A 15,874-nucleotide genomic window follows, 5' to 3' on the forward strand; every position below is an offset into this window, starting at 1 on the left:
CCGGAGGAGGCGCTACTGCTGCTGGTTCAGCCGCGAGGCGATCTGCGCGTCCGCGGCGGCAGCGGAGGCGGCCGGGTCCTTGCCCTCGAGGATCGGGGTCAGGAACAGCGTGGTGATCGGGTTCGGCGTGTTCTCCACGTTCGCCCAGGTCGGGACGAGCGGGGTGTAACCGGCGAACGGCGCGGCCTTCTCGTAGGCCTCGGCGTAGGCGTTGCCCGCCAGGGCGGCGTAGTCCGCCTGGTTGTTCGGCAGGAAGCCGGAGTCCTTGGCGAACATGGACTCGTTCTTGTCGCTGAGGGCGACCTTGAGGAAGCTCTCGGCCAGCGTCTTGTTCTGGCTGTTCTGCGAGATGGCCAGGTTGGAGCCGCCCATGAAGGTCTTGGCCGGCTGGGAGGCGGAGGCGCCCGGGATCGGGAACCAGCCGATCTGCGAGGCCACCTTCGGGCTGTCCGTCTGGACCGTCGCCGCCTCGTAACCCATGGCGATCATGGAGGCCACGTCACCCTTGGCGAAGACGCCGGCCTGCGGCGGGGTCGCCTCGTTCTGGTCCTTGGGCGCGTTGCCGAAGGCCTGGAGCTGCTTGAACAGGTTGGCGGCCTGGAGCGCCTGCGGGCTGTTCAGGTTGCCGCTCCAGCTGGAGCCGCTCTGGGTGGCGATGGTGGCGCCGGCGTCCTGCAGGAAGCCGTCGAAGGCGTACCAGTTCTGGCCGGGCAGGTAGAGCGCGGAGGTGACGCCCGAGGTGGCCTTCAGCTTGGTGAGGTCCGCGATGTACTCGGCCATGGTGGTCGGGGTGGAGGTGATCCCGGCCTTGGCCCACAGCGCCTTGTTGTACATCACGGCACGGCCACCGGCGTACCACGGCGCGGCGAACTGCTTGCCCTGGTAGAGGGTGGAGTTGTTGAAGGACTGGGTCCAGTTGTCGCCGCCGATGGACGACTTGACCGAGGTGAGGTCCATCAGACCGCCGCTGGCCGCGTAGAACGGGGTCTGGGTGTTGCCGATGTCGATGACGTCCGGCGGGTTGTTCTCCGAGAGGGCGGTGGTGACCTTCTGGGTGATGCCGGTCCACTGCTGGATGACGATGTTGAGCTTGGCGCCCGGGTTGGCGGCGTCGAAGTCCGCGGTGACGCTCTTGACCCAGTCGGCCGGGTTGTCACCCGTCATCAGCCAGACGGTGAGGGTCTTTCCACTAGCGGAGGTGCTGGAGCTGCTTCCCCCGGAGGAGTTGGAGCTGGAGCTGCATGCGGCCACGCTGACCAGCATGGCCGCTGTCCCTACTGCGGCAATAAGTCGACGGTTCACGCCATCCTCCTGGGATGCCCGGATTTCCCCCCATCCGTTCCGGTACGACTCCCTGCACGGAGCAGGTCGAGGGCGCCGCTTCCCAGCGATGGGTCGGGGATTGTTGATTGGTCGCTGTGTGGTTTAGACCAGTGCCTGGAGCTTGGCCTAGACCAAAGATGACTGTCAACGGGTTGCCACGAGAAGAACGGGAGCCGTTACCAAGCCGACACCAGCCATGCCCCGCGACGTGATCGATTGGTACACCCACTGACCTGGACCGGTCGGGGCTGCCCGAATCGAGGGTCTTGCCAAGAACGGCGTTTGAGGTCTAGACCATGCTGGTACACCTGGCCTGGACCAATCCGCACCGAGGACCCCGCGCCCCCGAGCGGACAGGCCTCCGCGCCGGGTGCCGCGCATGCCCTCGCCGGGACGGACGTGTCACCATGAGTGCCGCACGCGCGGCGACCACAGCGCCGCACGGACCACCAGAGACACCAACATCAGAGACACCAACAGGGGACAGGAAGCAGGAGCGGTGATGACGACCGATGGAGGCCAGGGGACGGCCTCGGCCGAGGAGGCCCAGGCGGGGGCGTCCACCGCTCGCGTCCCGAAGTACTACCGCCTCAAGCGCCACCTGCTGCAGATCACCCAGACGCAGGCGCCCGGCACCCCGGTCCCGCCGGAGCGGACGCTCGCGCTGGAGTTCGAGACGTCGCGGACCACCGTCCGCCAGGCGCTGCAGGAGCTGGTGGTCGAGGGCCGGCTGGAGCGGATCCAGGGCAAGGGCACCTTCGTGGCCAAGCCCAAGGTCTCCCAGGCGCTGCAGCTCACCTCGTACACCGAGGACATGCGCGCCCAGGGCCTGGAGCCCACCTCCCGCCTGCTGGAGGTCGGCTACGTCACCGCCGACGACCGGCTGGCCGAGCTGCTGGACATCCGTCCCGGCGGCCGGGTGCTCCGGGTGGAGCGTCTGCGCCTGGCCAACGGTGACCCGATGGCCATCGAGACCGCGCACCTGAGCGCCAAGCGGTTCCCCGCGCTGCGGCGCAACCTGGTCAAGTACAACTCGCTCTACACCGCGCTGGGCGAGGTCTACGGCGTCCACGTCGCCGAGGCCGAGGAGACCATCGAGACCTCCCTGGCCACCCCGCGCGAGGCGGGCGTCCTCGGCACGGACGTCGGCCTCCCGATGCTGCTGCTCTCGCGTCACTCCTTCGACGCGGACGGCGAACCGGTCGAGTGGGTCCGCTCCGTGTACCGCGGCGACCGCTACAAGTTCACCGCCCGCCTCCGCCGCCCCGAGGCCTGAAAGGCCTCGGGGGGCGCGGGGAACTGCGCGAGAAACCACCCTGTGCGGACGGCCCTGCACGTTCGGGGCTCTACCTCTCAGGGTGGCTTGTCGCGCAGTTCCCCGCGGCGCCAGATAGTGCAAGCCGACCCCTGATCAACGTGTCTGCAGTGGTGACGTGAGCGCGTCGAAGGTCTAGATTCCCTTGGTCAACAGATCGTCAAAGTTGCCAGGGGGAGCCGCCGTTCATGTCCGAATCCGCCACCGCAGCAGCCACCCCGCCGCTGGTCACGCCCGTCCGCGTGATCTGCGCGGTTCTGCTGCTCGCGCCCTTCGTCGCGCTGCTCTGGGTCAGCTCCTATTCACGGCTGACCCCAGCCTTCATCGGGATCCCGTTCTTCTACTGGTACCAACTCCTCTGGGTGATCCTCTCCGCGCTGATGACCGGCGTCGCCTACGTCCTGTTCACCCGTGAGGAGAAGCGCCGCAAGGCCGAGGCGAAGGCAGGTGCCGTCAAGTGAAGACCAACTGGACCTCGTTGACGGTCTTTCTGTTCTTCTTCGTCCTGGTCACCGCCGTCGGCTTCGTCGCCGCCCGCTGGCGGCGCGCGCAGGACGCCAACCACCTGGACGAGTGGGGCCTGGGCGGTCGCGGCTTCGGGACCGTGGTCAGCTGGTTCCTGCTCGGCGGCGACCTGTACACCGCGTACACGTTCATCGCCGTTCCGGCGCTGGTCTACGGCGTCGGCGCCGCAGGCTTCTACGCCGTGCCGTACACGATCATCGCCTGGCCGCTGGTCTTCCTCTTCCTGCCGCGGCTCTGGTCGGTGGCGCGCAGCAAGGGGTACGTCACCCTGGCCGACTTCGCGCGCGGACGCTACGGCAGCAAGAGCGTCGCGCTCGCCGTCGCGGTGACCGGGATCGTCGCGACCATGCCCTACATAGCGCTCCAACTGGTGGGCATCCAGGCCGTTCTGACGACCATGCACGTCGGCGGCAGCAGCGGCTGGAGCAAGGACCTGCCACTGCTGATCGCGTTCGCCGTGCTGGCCGCGTACACCTACAGCTCCGGCCTGCGGGCGCCCGCGCTGATCGCGTTCGTCAAGGACACGCTGATCTACATCGTGGTGCTGGTCGCGATCATCTACATCCCGATCCGGCTGGGCGGCTACGGCCACATCTTCCACGACGCGGCCACCGCGCTCTCCGCCAAGAACCCGACCACCGGCAAGCCGCGCGGCAGCCTGGTCTCCGGGCCGTCCGCGCAGTGGACCTACGCGACCCTCGCGCTCGGCTCGGCGATGGCGCTGTTCATGTACCCGCACTCGGCGACGGGCGTGCTGGCCGCCAAGGACCGGCTCACGGTGCGCCGCAACCTGGCGATCCTGCCCGCGTACTCGCTGATGCTGGGCCTGCTGCTGATGCTGGGCTTCATGGCCATCTCGGCGGGCGTCGGCAAGGGCGTGGCCGGCTACGACAAGAACCTGGCCATCCCGCAGCTGTTCCAGCAGATGTTCCCGAGCTGGTTCGCGGGCGTCGCCTTCGCCGCGATCGGGATCGGGGCGCTGGTCCCGGCGGCGATCATGTCGATCGCCGCCGCCAACCTGTTCACCAGGAACATCTACAAGGACTTCTTCAAGCCGGACGCGACCCCGGCGCAGGAGGCCAAGGTCGCCAAGCTGGTGTCGCTGCTGGTGAAGTTCGGCGCGCTGGCCTTCGTGCTCACCCTGGACCAGTCGTTCTCGGTCAACTACCAGCTGCTGGGCGGGATCTGGATCCTGCAGACCTTCCCGGCCATCTTCGCGGGGCTGTTCACCCGGTGGTTCCACCGCTGGGCGCTGCTGGCCGGCTGGGCCGTCGGCATGGTCTACAGCACGTGGGAGAGCTGGGGCAGCCTCTCCGGCGGCAAGCCCGGCACGCACTTCGGCAACACCGTGAACATCCCGGGCATCGGGCAGATGGGCTACATCGGCCTGAATGCGTTGGTGCTCAACCTGGCCGTCGCCGTCGTGCTGACCGTCGGCCTGCGGCTGATCAAGTCGCCCGAGGGCGTCGACGAGACCGTCCCGGCCGACTACGTCGCCGACGTGGACGACACGGAGCACTCCGAACCGGTGATCGCCCCCGTCACCACCTGATGCGCCCTTAGAACGTGCCGCGCGCTCCCGCACACTGGGGTCGCGGCCCGTTCTGCATTCCCGCGACGGGCCAGTCGAGATCCCCAGGGGGCCCGACGTGGCACTGACCGAGCACTATCCGAAGGCACAGCGGACGGCTCCGCGCCGGCTCTTCCCGGGGCTGCCGGGGCCGTTGACCCTCACCGCCGTCCGGCACGGCCAGAGCACCGCCAACGCCGCCTTCCAGGCCGCGGAGGCGGTCGGCGCGCTGGACGTCGGCATCACCTGCCGGGACGCCGACCTCTCGCTCACCGCGCTGGGCCGCGAGGAGGCCCGCGCTCTGGGCCGCTGGATCGCCAGCCGCTCCGAGGACGGCCTCCCGCAGAGCCTCTGGGTCTCGCCGTACCTGCGCACCCAGGAGACCGCGGCGCTGGTCGTCGAGGAGCTGGACCGGGCCGGGCTGCCGCTCCCCGAGATCTGCACCGACGAGCGGCTCCGCGACCGCGAGCTGGGCGTCCTGGAGATGCTGACCTCCGCCGCGATCGAGCTGCGCCACCCGCAGGAGGCCGCCCGCCGTCGCCTGCTCGGCGAACTGCGCTGGCGTCCGCCGGGCGGCGAGTCGCTCACCGACGTCGCCCAGCGCCTGCGCAGCGCGCTCCGCGACCTCTACGAGGGGGAGGCCAACCGCCGGGTCCTGGTCGTCGCGCACGACGCGGTGGTGATCATGCTCCGCCACGTCGTCGACGACCTCCAGGAGGGCGAGCTCCAGGAGCTGTCCGAGGGCGGCGCGGTGCTCAACACCTCGGTCACCCGCTGGGTCCGCGACGCCAAGGGCGCCCTCGCCCTGGACTGCTGGAACGAGCGCCCGCACCTGGAGGGCTAGCGCCCGCCCGCGGCTCGGATCGGGGTCACCGGGAGTGCCCGCCGGCCACTATGCCGGTCACCCGGAAGTAGAGCGGGTTGGTGACCCCGACCGGCCAGGCCTGCGTCGTGCCCGACGGCGCGCCCTTGCCGGGCTTGGTCTGGAGCGGCGCGTAGGCGACCGCCAGGGAGAGCCAGTCCCCCGTCGGCGCGCTGCGGGTCAGCCGCATCCGCAGCGTCAGCGCCGCCGTGGCGCCGGGACGGAGGCTGAGTCCGCTGCGTGGTCCCACCTCGCCCGCGAGTTCGCCGAGCGCCGCGTCGACCCCGACCGACCGCCACCGTCCGGAGAGCCGGGTCTCCAGCCGCAGCGCGTCGACGCGCAGCGAGCGGGACCGTGCGCCGTAGACGAGCACCGGCTTGAGCTGCCCGCAGACGGTCCGGGTGCGGTTGTGCAGCGTCAGCCGCAGCGTCGCCCACCCGCCGCCGCGCACGTAACCGCGGCGGACCCCGGTCAGCGTGACCGCGATCGGGTTGGGCTGGGCCGCCCCCGCGCAGACCGGGGCGGTCCTGGCGGCAGGCCGAGGCTTGGCGGCCGGCGTTGCGGCGCTCGCCTGCGTCGTGGTCCCCGCGAGCAGCGCCGCCGCGGTCATGACGGGGAGACAGCCGAGTATCAGGGCGCGGCTGCTGCGCCCGTTCGCATCACGCTTCGCTTGGTACATCACTCAACGAACATGGCACGTGACCTTCCGTCGCGCCGCTCGGCGCACCCCCGCACGGAGCAACCGGGGAGCGGTCAGGCACACTTCGAGGATGAGCATCATCGTCCGCCCTGCCCACCCCGACGAGTACGACGTCGCAGGTCACCTCGTCGCCGAGGCCTTCATCAGCGACGGCCACACCGAGCGGGACGGCGACTACGCCAAGCTGCTCCGTGATCCGCGCGACCGGGCCGAGAAGGCGGAGCTGCTCGTCGCGGTGGACGAGGGGACGGGCACGGTCCTCGGCTCGGTGACCTTCGCGCCGCCCGGCTCCCCCTACGCGGACTTGGCACAAGGTCAGGAGGGCGAGTTCCGGATGCTGGCCGTCGCCCCGGACCCGGCCGCGCGCGGACGCGGCGTCGGCGAGCTGATGGTCCGCGCCGTGATCACCCGCGCCAAGGAGCTCGGGCTGCCCCGGATCGTCATGTCGTCGCAACAGCAGATGGCTTTCGCGCACCGGATATACGAGCGTCTCGGCTTCGTCCGGACCCCCGAACGCGACTGGTCCCCGATCCCCGGCATGGTCCTCTTCACCTACGCACTGGAGCTGTCCGGCTCGCCTGCGTGATGCCCGCAGGCAGGAGCCGCGACGCCGCTGTCGGTGCACGGAGTGCGCCGCGTCACGTGCCCCGGCGCGCAACCGAGTGATCGAACTGCTACTCGAACGAATCACGCCGCGACACAACATCTGGTGGTGCGTGACGCACCTGCCCCTAGATGTATGCTCATGCTCGCTGTCGAAGCAGGGGAACCCGGTGCGATTCCGGGACTGCCCCGCAACGGTGAGCGGCTGCCGATCCGTCCTGGATCCGGCCTGTCCGCAAGTCCGATGACCTGCCGTCAGTGCGTCCTCGGCCTGCCCGGCCGCGGGCGCTGCCACCGGGCCTCGTGGGTGGGCCGACGGGCTGCTTCGCGCTGCCCTGCTCCCGCCTGCCTTCTCACGCGGCCCGTGCCTCAGCCACCGGCCGCCAACGAGGAGCGTGCGCGTACATGACGGACATCGCCGTCCCCACCCTGCCCCAGCCCACCCGTGAGCCCGACGCGCGCGGCAACGCCGCTGACGCTCCCGGCACCGCGCTGCTGGTCACGCTCACCGAGCGCTCCGCGGACCTGACGCAGGTCGACCCGGGCCGCGTCGCCGCCGCCGCGCTGCGCGGCCGCAGCGCCCGGGCCGACTACGCGGAGCTGCGCGGCCTGGCCATCGAGGCCGCCGCCGCGCTGATCGCCGAGGACCCGCAGTACTCCCGCCTGGCGGCCCGGCTGCTGGCCGAGGAGGTCCGCGAGGAGGCGGCCGGCCAGGGCGCGACCTGCTTCGCCGAGTCCGTGGCCGTCGGCCACCGCGAGGGCCTGATCGGCGACGACACCGCCGCCTTCGTCGCCGCCCACGCCGACGCACTGGACGCCGTCGTCGACCAGCAGGCCGACGACCGCTTCGAGTACTTCGGCCTGCGCACGATCTACTCCCGCTACCTGCTGCGCCACCCGATCACCCGTCAGGTGATCGAGACGCCCCAGCAGTTCATGCTGCGCGTGGCGTGCGGCCTGGAGGTCGGAGGCGACGAGAAGTCGGTGGCCGAGGTCGCCGAGCTGTACGGGCTGATGAGCCGTCTGGAGTACCTGCCCAGCTCGCCGACGCTGTTCAACTCCGGCACCCGGCACCCGCAGATGTCCTCCTGCTATCTGCTGGACTCGCCGCTGGACGAGCTGGACTCGATCTACAGCCGCTACGCGCAGATCGCCCGACTCTCCAAGCACGCGGGCGGGATCGGCCTGTCCTACTCCCGGATCCGCTCGCGCGGCTCGCTGATCCGCGGCACCAACGGCCAGTCCAACGGCATCGTCCCGTTCCTGCGCACCCTCGACTCCTCCGTCGCCGCCGTCAACCAAGGCGGTCGCCGCAAGGGCGCGGCCTGCGTCTACCTGGAGACCTGGCACGCCGACATCGAGGAGTTCCTGGAGCTCCGCGACAACACCGGCGAGGAGGCGCGCCGCACGCACAACCTCAACCTGGCGCACTGGATCCCGGACGAGTTCATGCGCCGCGTCGACGCCGACGGCGAGTGGTCGCTCTTCTCCCCCGGCGACGTCCCCGAACTGGTGGACCTGTGGGGCGCCGAGTTCGACGCCGCCTACGTCAAGGCCGAGCAGGACGGCAAGGCCGTCCGCACCATCGCGGCCCGGACCCTGTACGCGCGGATGATGCGCACCCTGGCCCAGACCGGCAACGGCTGGATGACCTTCAAGGACGCCTCCAACCGCGCCGCCAACCAGACCGCGCTGCCCGGCCGCACGGTCCACTCGTCCAACCTCTGCACCGAGATCATCGAGGTCACCGACGACTCCGAGACGGCGGTCTGCAACCTCGGCTCGGTCAACCTCGGCGCCCACGTGCTGCCGAACGGCGAGATCGACTGGGAGCGCCTGGACGCCACCGTGCGCACCGCGGTGACCTTCCTGGACCGGGTCATCGACATCAACTTCTACCCGACCCCCGAGGCGGGCACGTCCAACTCCCGCTGGCGGCCCGTGGGTCTGGGCATGATGGGCCTGCAGGACGTCTTCTTCAAGCTCCGCCTGGACTTCGACTCCGCCGAGGCCAAGGCGCTCTCGACGAAGCTCTCCGAGCGGGTCATGCTGGCCGCCTACGAGACCAGCTGCGAGCTGGCCGAGCGCTTCGGCCGTCACGCCGCCTACGACGAGACCCGCGCCGCCCGCGGCCAACTCCACATCGACCACTTCGACGTGGCACCGACCTGGCCCGAGCGCTGGGACGCGCTGCGCGCCCGCGTCGCCGAGACCGGCCTGCGCAACGCGCTGCTGCTGGCCATCGCGCCGACCGCGACCATCGCCTCGATCGCCGGCGTCTACGAGTGCATCGAGCCCCAGGTCTCCAACCTCTTCAAGCGCGAGACGCTGTCGGGCGAGTTCCTCCAGGTCAACCCGTACCTGGTGGCCGACCTGAAGAAGCTCGGCCTGTGGAACGCGATCACCCGCGAGGAACTGCGCGAGGGCAACGGCTCCGCCCAGGAGATCACCGACCTGCCGGAGAACTACAAGCGCCTCTACCGCACCGCCTGGGAGCTCCCGCAGCGTGCGCTGATCGACCTGGCCGCGGCCCGCATGCCGTACCTGGACCAGAGCCAGTCGCTGAACCTCTTCATGGCCGCGCCCACCATCGGCAAGCTCAGCTCGATGTACGCGTACGCCTGGAAGGTCGGCCTGAAGACCACCTACTACCTGCGCTCGCGCCCGGCGACCCGGATCGCCCGCGCTGCCGCCGCCCAGACGGTGCAGGAGGCGGAAGCCGTCGCCTGCTCCCTGGAGAACCCTGAGTCCTGCGAGGCCTGCCAGTAATGAGCACCGGTAACACCAGCACCAGCACAGCGAAGACGAAGAAGAACATCCTCGACCCGGGCTTCGAGCTGACGCTCCGTCCGATGCGCTACCCGGACTTCTACGAGCACTACCGGAACGCGATCAAGAACACCTGGACCGTGGAGGAGGTCGACCTCCACTCCGACGTCGCCGACCTCGCCAAGCTCAGCGCCGGTGAGCGTCACATGATCGGCCGCCTGGTCGCGTTCTTCGCGACGGGCGACTCGATCGTCTCCAACAACCTGGTGCTGACGCTCTACAAGCACATCAACTCCCCGGAGGCGCGGCTCTACCTCTCGCGCCAGCTCTTCGAGGAGGCCGTGCACGTCCAGTTCTACCTGACCCTGCTGGACACCTACCTGCCCGACCCGGAGGACCGCGCGGCGGCCTTCGACGCGGTGGAGAACATCCCCTCCATCCGCGAGAAGGCGCAGTTCTGCTTCCGCTGGATGGACAGCGTCGAGAAGATGGACCGGCTGGAGTCCAAGGAGGACCGCCGCCGGTTCCTGCTCAACCTGATCTGCTTCGCGGCGTGCATCGAGGGCCTGTTCTTCTACGGCGCCTTCGCGTACGTCTACTGGTTCCGCAGCCGCGGCCTGCTGCACGGTCTGGCGACCGGCACCAACTGGGTCTTCCGCGACGAGTCCATGCACATGGACTTCGCCTTCCAGATCGTCGACACGGTCCGGGCCGAGGAGCCCGACCTGTGGGACGACGAGATGGGCAAGCGGGTCACCGCGATGCTGGAGGAGGCCGTCGAGGCCGAGCTCCAGTTCGCCCGCGACCTGTGCGGCGAGGGCCTGCCGGGCATGAACACCGACTCCATGCGCGAGTACCTGCAGTGCGTCGCCGACCAGCGCCTGGCCCGCCTGGGCCTGCCGGTCCGCTACGGCTCAGAGAACCCGTTCGCCTTCATGGAGCTGCAGAACGTCCAGGAGCTGACCAACTTCTTCGAGCGCCGGGTCTCCGCGTACCAGATGGCCGTCGAGGGCTCGGTCTCCTTCGACGACGACTTCTAGGCACAGCCGGTCACAAAAGAGGGCGTTCACCCGTGCGGGTGAACGCCCTCTTTCGCTGTCCCGCTGTCACTCGTTCGGCACGACCTCGTACCGCGGCGTCAGCTCGGCCATCTGCCGAAGCGCGTCCTTGCGGTCCCGCTTGGAGAGCCGGTCGATGTAGAGGTAGCCGTTCAGGTGATCCGTCTCGTGCTGCAGGCAGCGCGCGAAGAAGCCGTTGCCCTCCACGACGATGTCCTTGCCGTCCTTGTCCTGGCCGCGCACGACGGCGAAGTCCGGACGGGGCAGCTCGGCGTACGCGCCGGGCACGGAGAGGCAGCCCTCGTTGCCGTCGTCCAGGTTCCGCCGCGACGGGTCCAGGTCGTCCAGCACCGGGTTCACCACGACGCCGATGTGCCGCACGTTGTCGTCGTCCGGGCAGTCGTAGACGAACACCCGCTGCCCCACACCGATCTGGTTGGCGGCGAGGCCGACACCCTCGGCGGCGTACATGCTCACGAACATGTCGTCGATCAGCGCGTGCAGCTCGGGCCCGAACTCCGTCACCGTGGCACACGGGTGATGCAGGACCGGATTCCCGACCACCGTGATCGGCCGCGCGGTCCCCCGCGAGGTGTCCGGCTCCTCCCCGACCACCTGCTGCGGCTCGGTGGCTTCCAACTGCTCTTCCGACATGCTCTCGCCTTCAAACGATCTCAGCTCTTCGCTCAAAGGGTAACCACCTCGGCGGCGCGAGGCTCCGCTGATGTGCGGCTCCGCCGCTTCGCTCCCGCCGGTGGTTGCACTATCCAGGGGCGCGGGGAACTGCGCGAGGAACCACGGACATGCGGATGGCCCTGCGCGTCCGGGGCTCTACCTCGCAGGGTGGCTTGTCGCGCAGTTCCCAGCGCCCCTGAGCAGAGTGCAACTGATCGTAATCAGCAGACCTCTTCGAGGTCCCGGTACGCCCGCCGCGCAGGCGACTCCGCCACCCAGCGGTCGAGCAGCTGCTCGACCAGCCCGGCCGGCGCAGCCACCCCGCACTCGCGCTCGGGAACCCACAGTTCCCCCTGCGCGTGGTGGCTCAGCCGCCCCAGTGGGCCGTCGTCGTGGGGGTCGTGGGCGCCGCTGTGGCCGTCGTCCGAGGCCATCCGGCTCTCGCTGCAGGCCCGGCAGAGCAGCCGCACCGAGGACGTCCAGTCCTCCGCCGCGTAGCCCGCCTCGGAGACGATCCGCTCCAGCGCGTCACGGTCACTCTCGGTGCTCGCCTGCAACAGCACCACGTGCGTCGGCACCGGCGAGGGCGCCCACAGTTCGATCTCGTCGAAGACCGGGTACGGGACCCCGTCCGCGACCCGCTCGCCGTGCGGCGAGCCGTCGTGGAGGACGACCTCGCCCCATCTGCGGCCGGAGGACGGCAGCGGGATGCTCAGCACCTCGACGCGCGCCGGGTCCAGGCGTCTGCCCCAGACCACCTCGGACTCGCCCTCCGGCGACAGCCTGACCGGCGTCATGCCGTAGTCGATCCGGACCGGGCCGTCACCGGGCGGGACGCGCAGGCCGTACGCCTGCCACGCGCGGCGGGCCAGCGCCCAGTCCTGGAGCGCGGTCGCCGCGATGCCCAGGTTCCACCAGTCCGGCGCGCCCGAGCCGGTGCCCCGGTCCAGCAGCGCCACCGCGCGCAGCCCCGCCGCGCGGGCCTGGTCCCAGTCCCGGCGGAACTTGTGCAGCAGCGCCAGGTTGAACCACGAGTCGGACAGCCACGGCTCCAGGTCCGTCGCCCGGACCAGGAGTGCTCCTGCGTCGTCGAGCCGACCGTCACCGATGAGCGTGAAGGCGCGGTCGGTGGTCTGCCGCCAGGTGGCGGACGGCCTCTGCCGTGCTCGATTGAAGATCTTCACCTCAGCCTGCCGCTTGTCGGTCCCCTGCACTGTCGCGTGCACATGTGGCATTGCCTGCGTTGCTACATCCATAGGTCGACACATGGACCCGCAAGGCCCTGCATCAGCATCCAACCACGAGCGCACCCTCGCTCGCTGCCTACCCAGGCATCCGCTGGCAAACACGAGCCAATGCCTCGACCACACGGGGTTCGTACTCCTGCGCTGTCTCCTCCCGCAACTGCGCGAGCACCTCCTCCCGCCGGGCCGGTCCCGGGTCGTCGCACGCCAGGTCGTCGTACGCGTTGGCGACGCGGACAATGCGCGCCGCGAGCGGGACGTCGCCGTCCCGGCTGCCGTCCGGACGACGGTACGGCTCGGCCAGTCGGGCCACGATCTCGGCGACTTCGGGCGGAACGCCGGTCCTGCGGATCACCTCGCTGCCCAACTGCCCGATCCGCCGCTGCTCCGTCCGCGAGAGCAGCGCCGTCGCGCCGCCGGGAATCGGGTCCACCAGCGAGAGTTGACCGATGTCGTGCATCAGCGCCGCGTACTCCAGCAGCAGCAGTTCGCCCTCGTTCAGCGCGAGTTCGCGGCCGACCCGGCAGGCGAGCAGGGTGACGCGCTGCGCGTGGCCCGGCAGGGTGTACCCGGCGACCTCGGTGGCTCGGGCCAGGCTGGCGATCGTCTGCCTCTGGGTAGCCCGGATGGCCGCGTAGCGGCGGAAGCCCGCCTGGGTCAGCAACAGCGGCACGGAGAAGAGCGGCAGCGCCCAGAGTCCGATCTCTCCTGCCGCGATGGCGATCACGACGCCGGTCGCGACTATCGCCGAGCCGATGCGCAGCAGCGCGCAGGACTCGTCGCGCAAGGCGTGCGTGAAGCGCGCGCCGGAGTGCGCTCCCGCCAGCAGCGCCGCCAACCCCATGTCGGCCAGGGCCGCGACCCCGGCGCACACCGCCAGATACGCGCCGTTCGCCGGGCCGTGCTCCAGGCCGTGCCGCAGCAGCACGCCACGGTTGTAGAAGGGCTGGAACAGCAGCGCGGCCACCCCGACCGAGAGCACCCGCCGGGCCACCGAGTCCCAGCGCGGCTGCCGCCCACGGACCACCCGAGGCACCATGCCGACCATCGCCGCGCCCGTGGTCACCACCACGACCTGGGCCACCCCGTGATGCGTCCGCTCCCCTGCCAGCGCGCCGAGCAGCGCGTACGCCAGCGCCCCCGCCGCGCCGAGCGGCGCCTGTGCGCGGTCGCCCGGCAGAGTGGTCCGCATCAGTTCGCCGACCGCCACGAACGTCCCGAAGGCCAGGGCGATCCACGGCTCCACGAATCCGTAGACGGCCAGCCACGCCCCGGACGCGACGACCAACCCCACGGCGGAGACGTAGACGGCCACGATCCGACGCGGCAGCCGGCCGACCCGCGCCGCGTCTATCGTCGGCGGGGCACCGGCGGCACCCGGACGCAGACCGCTGGTACCGCCCGCCGACCCGGCCTGCTGCATCGGCACGGCCGGTCGGCGCACCTCCCACTCCTGCGCCCGGACGTCCCGGGCGAGGAGCCGTTGACGACGGCTCAACGCGCCACCCTGGTAGCCGCGTTCTTCACCCCTGAGGCACCGGAACCCGGAGTGCCGGGGGTGCCAGGGGCTGCGCCACCCCCAGCGCCGGCTCCGGCCGGACGCCTCGGCTCCCGGATTCCGAGCGGCAGGTCCGGCGCGGCCTCGTCGGCCGCCGTCGGAGCCGCCGGCTGCCAGCCGTGGCGACGCACCGCCCGTACCAGCGCCTCCACCATCACCGGGTCGAACTGGCTTCCGGCGCACCGCTCCAGCTCCACCACCGCCTCGGTGACCGGCCGACCGCGCCGGTACGAGCGGGTGGAGGTCATCGAGTCGAAGGCGTCCGCCACCGCGATCACCCGGGCGAACTCCGGGATCTCCTCACCCGTCAGGCCGGACGGGTAGCCGCGCCCGTCCATCCGCTCGTGGTGGTGCAGGATGCCCTCACGCGCCTCGCCCAGGAATCCGATGCCGCGCACCATCTCGTGCCCGAAGGTCGGATGCAGCTGCACAGCCTCGTGCTCGTCGTCGGTCAGCGGACCGTTCTTCCGCAGCACCCGCGTCGGCACGCCCAACTTGCCGATGTCGTGCAGGACCCCGGCCACCCGCAGCGAGGCGACACGCTCCTCCGCCATCCGCAGCTCGCGCGCCATCAGCACCGACGCACGGCTGACGCGCTCACTGTGGCCCCGGGTGTACTCGTCCTTGATCTCCACCGCCTGCACCAGCGCGCTGACCGTCGCCTGGTGCGCGGCCTCCTCCTGCTGGAACTGGACGTACACCCAGGAGGAGACCGTCAGCGGCAGCAGCACGAGCACGGCGGCCAAGCCGCCGTAGGAGCTCCACAGGACGGCCATCATCAGCCCGATCAGCCCGTACCCCAGGCACGGCAGCAGCGACCGGAGCAGCGCTCCGCGCCACACCGTGTACGGGTCCGCCCGCTCGGCGGCGACCCTGATCCCGCCGACCAGCAGCGCCGTCACCAGGCAGAACGCCAACGCGGCGAGCAGCGTCGGGCCCAGCACCTCAGGGAACTGACGCTGAGTCAGCTCACTGCTCCCGCCCGTCGCGTCGAACACCTCGGCCGCCGCGCAGGCGGCCAGCGCCAACTGCGCCGCGTTCCAGGCACGCCGCAGCGCACGCGGCGGCTCGGCGGGCGCGAGCACCGCGCCCAGCACCGGCACCAGCGCCGCCGCCCCGGGCCGCAGCAGGGTCGCTGCGGCGAGCAGCACCGGGAAGAACGCGGTCCACCGCGTCTGCGTCTCCACCCCACCTGCGGCGCTGAGCGCCTGACGCCGCACCAGCCACTCGCAGGCGACGTACAGCGCGCCCAGCACGAGCACCTGGCTCCACGGGCTGCGGCCAACCCCGAACTCCAGCGGACAGACGAGCGCCGCCGTGATCACCGCGACCACGTAGCAGCGCCCTACGAGCCCAAGAGGTTCCCCGCCCCCGGCCGCAGTCGAGCCCGCGATCTCCGCATCCGCCACCGACTCCGACTCCGCTCCGCCTTCGCCAGGTCCGGGCCTCAGTTCATCGCACAGCGCCCGCACAGGGGCAGACGTTCCGCGAAAAACGCCACGAACGGGTGACTGGATACCCCTGACCCTCGGGTTTGAAGCGCGAGAAGTGGCACGTTTTCATCGGCGGTGCTGCCGCGGGCAGTTGCAAACGTCAGAGGCGCGGGGGGGGGGGGGGGGGGGGCGGCGGGCAGCCCCCCCGAAGGCCAGCAAAAAAACCCAACGAACACGCA

General features: G+C 70.6%; 13 protein-coding genes and 1 riboswitch. Of the genes, 7 read left to right on the forward strand and 6 right to left on the reverse strand.

All coding sequences use genetic code 11. The annotated features are described in order from the left end of the window. Nucleotides 1–12: 12 nt before the first annotated feature. The gene (locus I2501_RS05865) at nt 13–1,302 is read right to left on the reverse strand and encodes an extracellular solute-binding protein (RefSeq protein ID WP_196192731.1); all 1,290 of its coding nucleotides are present in this window, start codon (nt 1,300–1,302) and stop codon (nt 13–15) included. A 523-nt stretch (nt 1,303–1,825) separates the two neighbouring features. On the opposite strand from I2501_RS05865, the gene I2501_RS05870 reads away from it, so the two are divergent. The 4 genes from I2501_RS05870 (at nt 1,826) to I2501_RS05885 (ending at nt 5,577) form a co-directional block, all read left to right on the forward strand. Then, entirely contained in the window at nt 1,826–2,599 is a 774-nt protein-coding gene (locus I2501_RS05870; RefSeq protein WP_196192732.1) for a GntR family transcriptional regulator, read from the forward strand. A 227-nt stretch (nt 2,600–2,826) separates the two neighbouring features. Then, nucleotides 2,827–3,099 carry a DUF3311 domain-containing protein gene (locus tag I2501_RS05875; RefSeq protein WP_196192733.1) on the forward strand — a complete coding sequence of 91 codons (273 nt, stop codon included), beginning with the start codon at nt 2,827–2,829 and terminating at the stop codon, nt 3,097–3,099. After that, nucleotides 3,096–4,715 carry a monocarboxylate uptake permease MctP gene (gene mctP / locus I2501_RS05880; protein ID WP_196192734.1) on the forward strand — a complete coding sequence of 540 codons (1,620 nt, stop codon included), beginning with the start codon at nt 3,096–3,098 and terminating at the stop codon, nt 4,713–4,715. Before I2501_RS05875 ends, mctP begins: the two co-directional genes overlap by 4 nt. 97 nt (nt 4,716–4,812) lie before the next feature. After that, nucleotides 4,813–5,577 carry a histidine phosphatase family protein gene (locus I2501_RS05885; protein WP_196192735.1) on the forward strand — a complete coding sequence of 255 codons (765 nt, stop codon included), beginning with the start codon at nt 4,813–4,815 and terminating at the stop codon, nt 5,575–5,577. Nucleotides 5,578–5,602: 25 nt separating this feature from the next. On the opposite strand, the gene I2501_RS05890 is transcribed toward I2501_RS05885, so the two are convergent. Beyond that, nucleotides 5,603–6,205 (reverse strand): hypothetical protein, encoded by a 603-nt coding sequence (locus tag I2501_RS05890; protein ID WP_196192736.1) that lies wholly within the window; start codon nt 6,203–6,205, stop codon nt 5,603–5,605. A 160-nt stretch (nt 6,206–6,365) separates the two neighbouring features. On the opposite strand from I2501_RS05890, the gene I2501_RS05895 reads away from it, so the two are divergent. The 3 genes from I2501_RS05895 (at nt 6,366) to I2501_RS05905 (ending at nt 10,707) form a co-directional block, all read left to right on the forward strand. Next, complete coding sequence (locus I2501_RS05895; protein WP_196192737.1) at nt 6,366–6,881, forward strand: GNAT family N-acetyltransferase; 516 nt, start codon at nt 6,366–6,368, stop codon at nt 6,879–6,881. A 143-nt stretch (nt 6,882–7,024) separates the two neighbouring features. Then, a riboswitch (cobalamin riboswitch) is annotated at nt 7,025–7,169 on the forward strand. Between the two features lie 134 nt (nt 7,170–7,303). Then, entirely contained in the window at nt 7,304–9,667 is a 2,364-nt protein-coding gene (locus tag I2501_RS05900) for a ribonucleoside-diphosphate reductase subunit alpha (RefSeq protein ID WP_196192738.1), read from the forward strand. Next, entirely contained in the window at nt 9,667–10,707 is a 1,041-nt protein-coding gene (locus I2501_RS05905; RefSeq protein WP_196192739.1) for a ribonucleotide-diphosphate reductase subunit beta, read from the forward strand. Before I2501_RS05900 ends, I2501_RS05905 begins: the two co-directional genes overlap by 1 nt. Nucleotides 10,708–10,773: 66 nt before the next feature. On the opposite strand, the gene def is transcribed toward I2501_RS05905, so the two are convergent. From def to I2501_RS05925, 4 genes are all read right to left on the reverse strand, one after another. Next, the gene (gene def / locus I2501_RS05910) at nt 10,774–11,379 is read right to left on the reverse strand and encodes a peptide deformylase (protein ID WP_196192740.1); all 606 of its coding nucleotides are present in this window, start codon (nt 11,377–11,379) and stop codon (nt 10,774–10,776) included. Nucleotides 11,380–11,621: 242 nt separating this feature from the next. Further along, complete coding sequence (locus I2501_RS05915; protein WP_196192741.1) at nt 11,622–12,584, reverse strand: tetratricopeptide repeat protein; 963 nt, start codon at nt 12,582–12,584, stop codon at nt 11,622–11,624. A gap of 139 nt (nt 12,585–12,723) precedes the next feature. Then, the gene (locus I2501_RS05920) at nt 12,724–14,142 is read right to left on the reverse strand and encodes an HD-GYP domain-containing protein (RefSeq protein ID WP_236045884.1); all 1,419 of its coding nucleotides are present in this window, start codon (nt 14,140–14,142) and stop codon (nt 12,724–12,726) included. Beyond that, nucleotides 14,139–15,536, reverse strand: coding sequence for an HD-GYP domain-containing protein (locus tag I2501_RS05925; protein ID WP_328806228.1), 1,398 nt, complete (start codon nt 15,534–15,536; stop codon nt 14,139–14,141). The genes I2501_RS05920 and I2501_RS05925 overlap by 4 nt, the downstream gene beginning before the upstream one ends. Nucleotides 15,537–15,874 lie beyond the last annotated feature (338 nt).

Origin of the sequence: Streptacidiphilus fuscans (genome assembly GCF_015690355.1) — a bacterium.
Classification (GTDB): Bacteria; Actinomycetota; Actinomycetes; order Streptomycetales; family Streptomycetaceae; genus Streptacidiphilus; species Streptacidiphilus fuscans.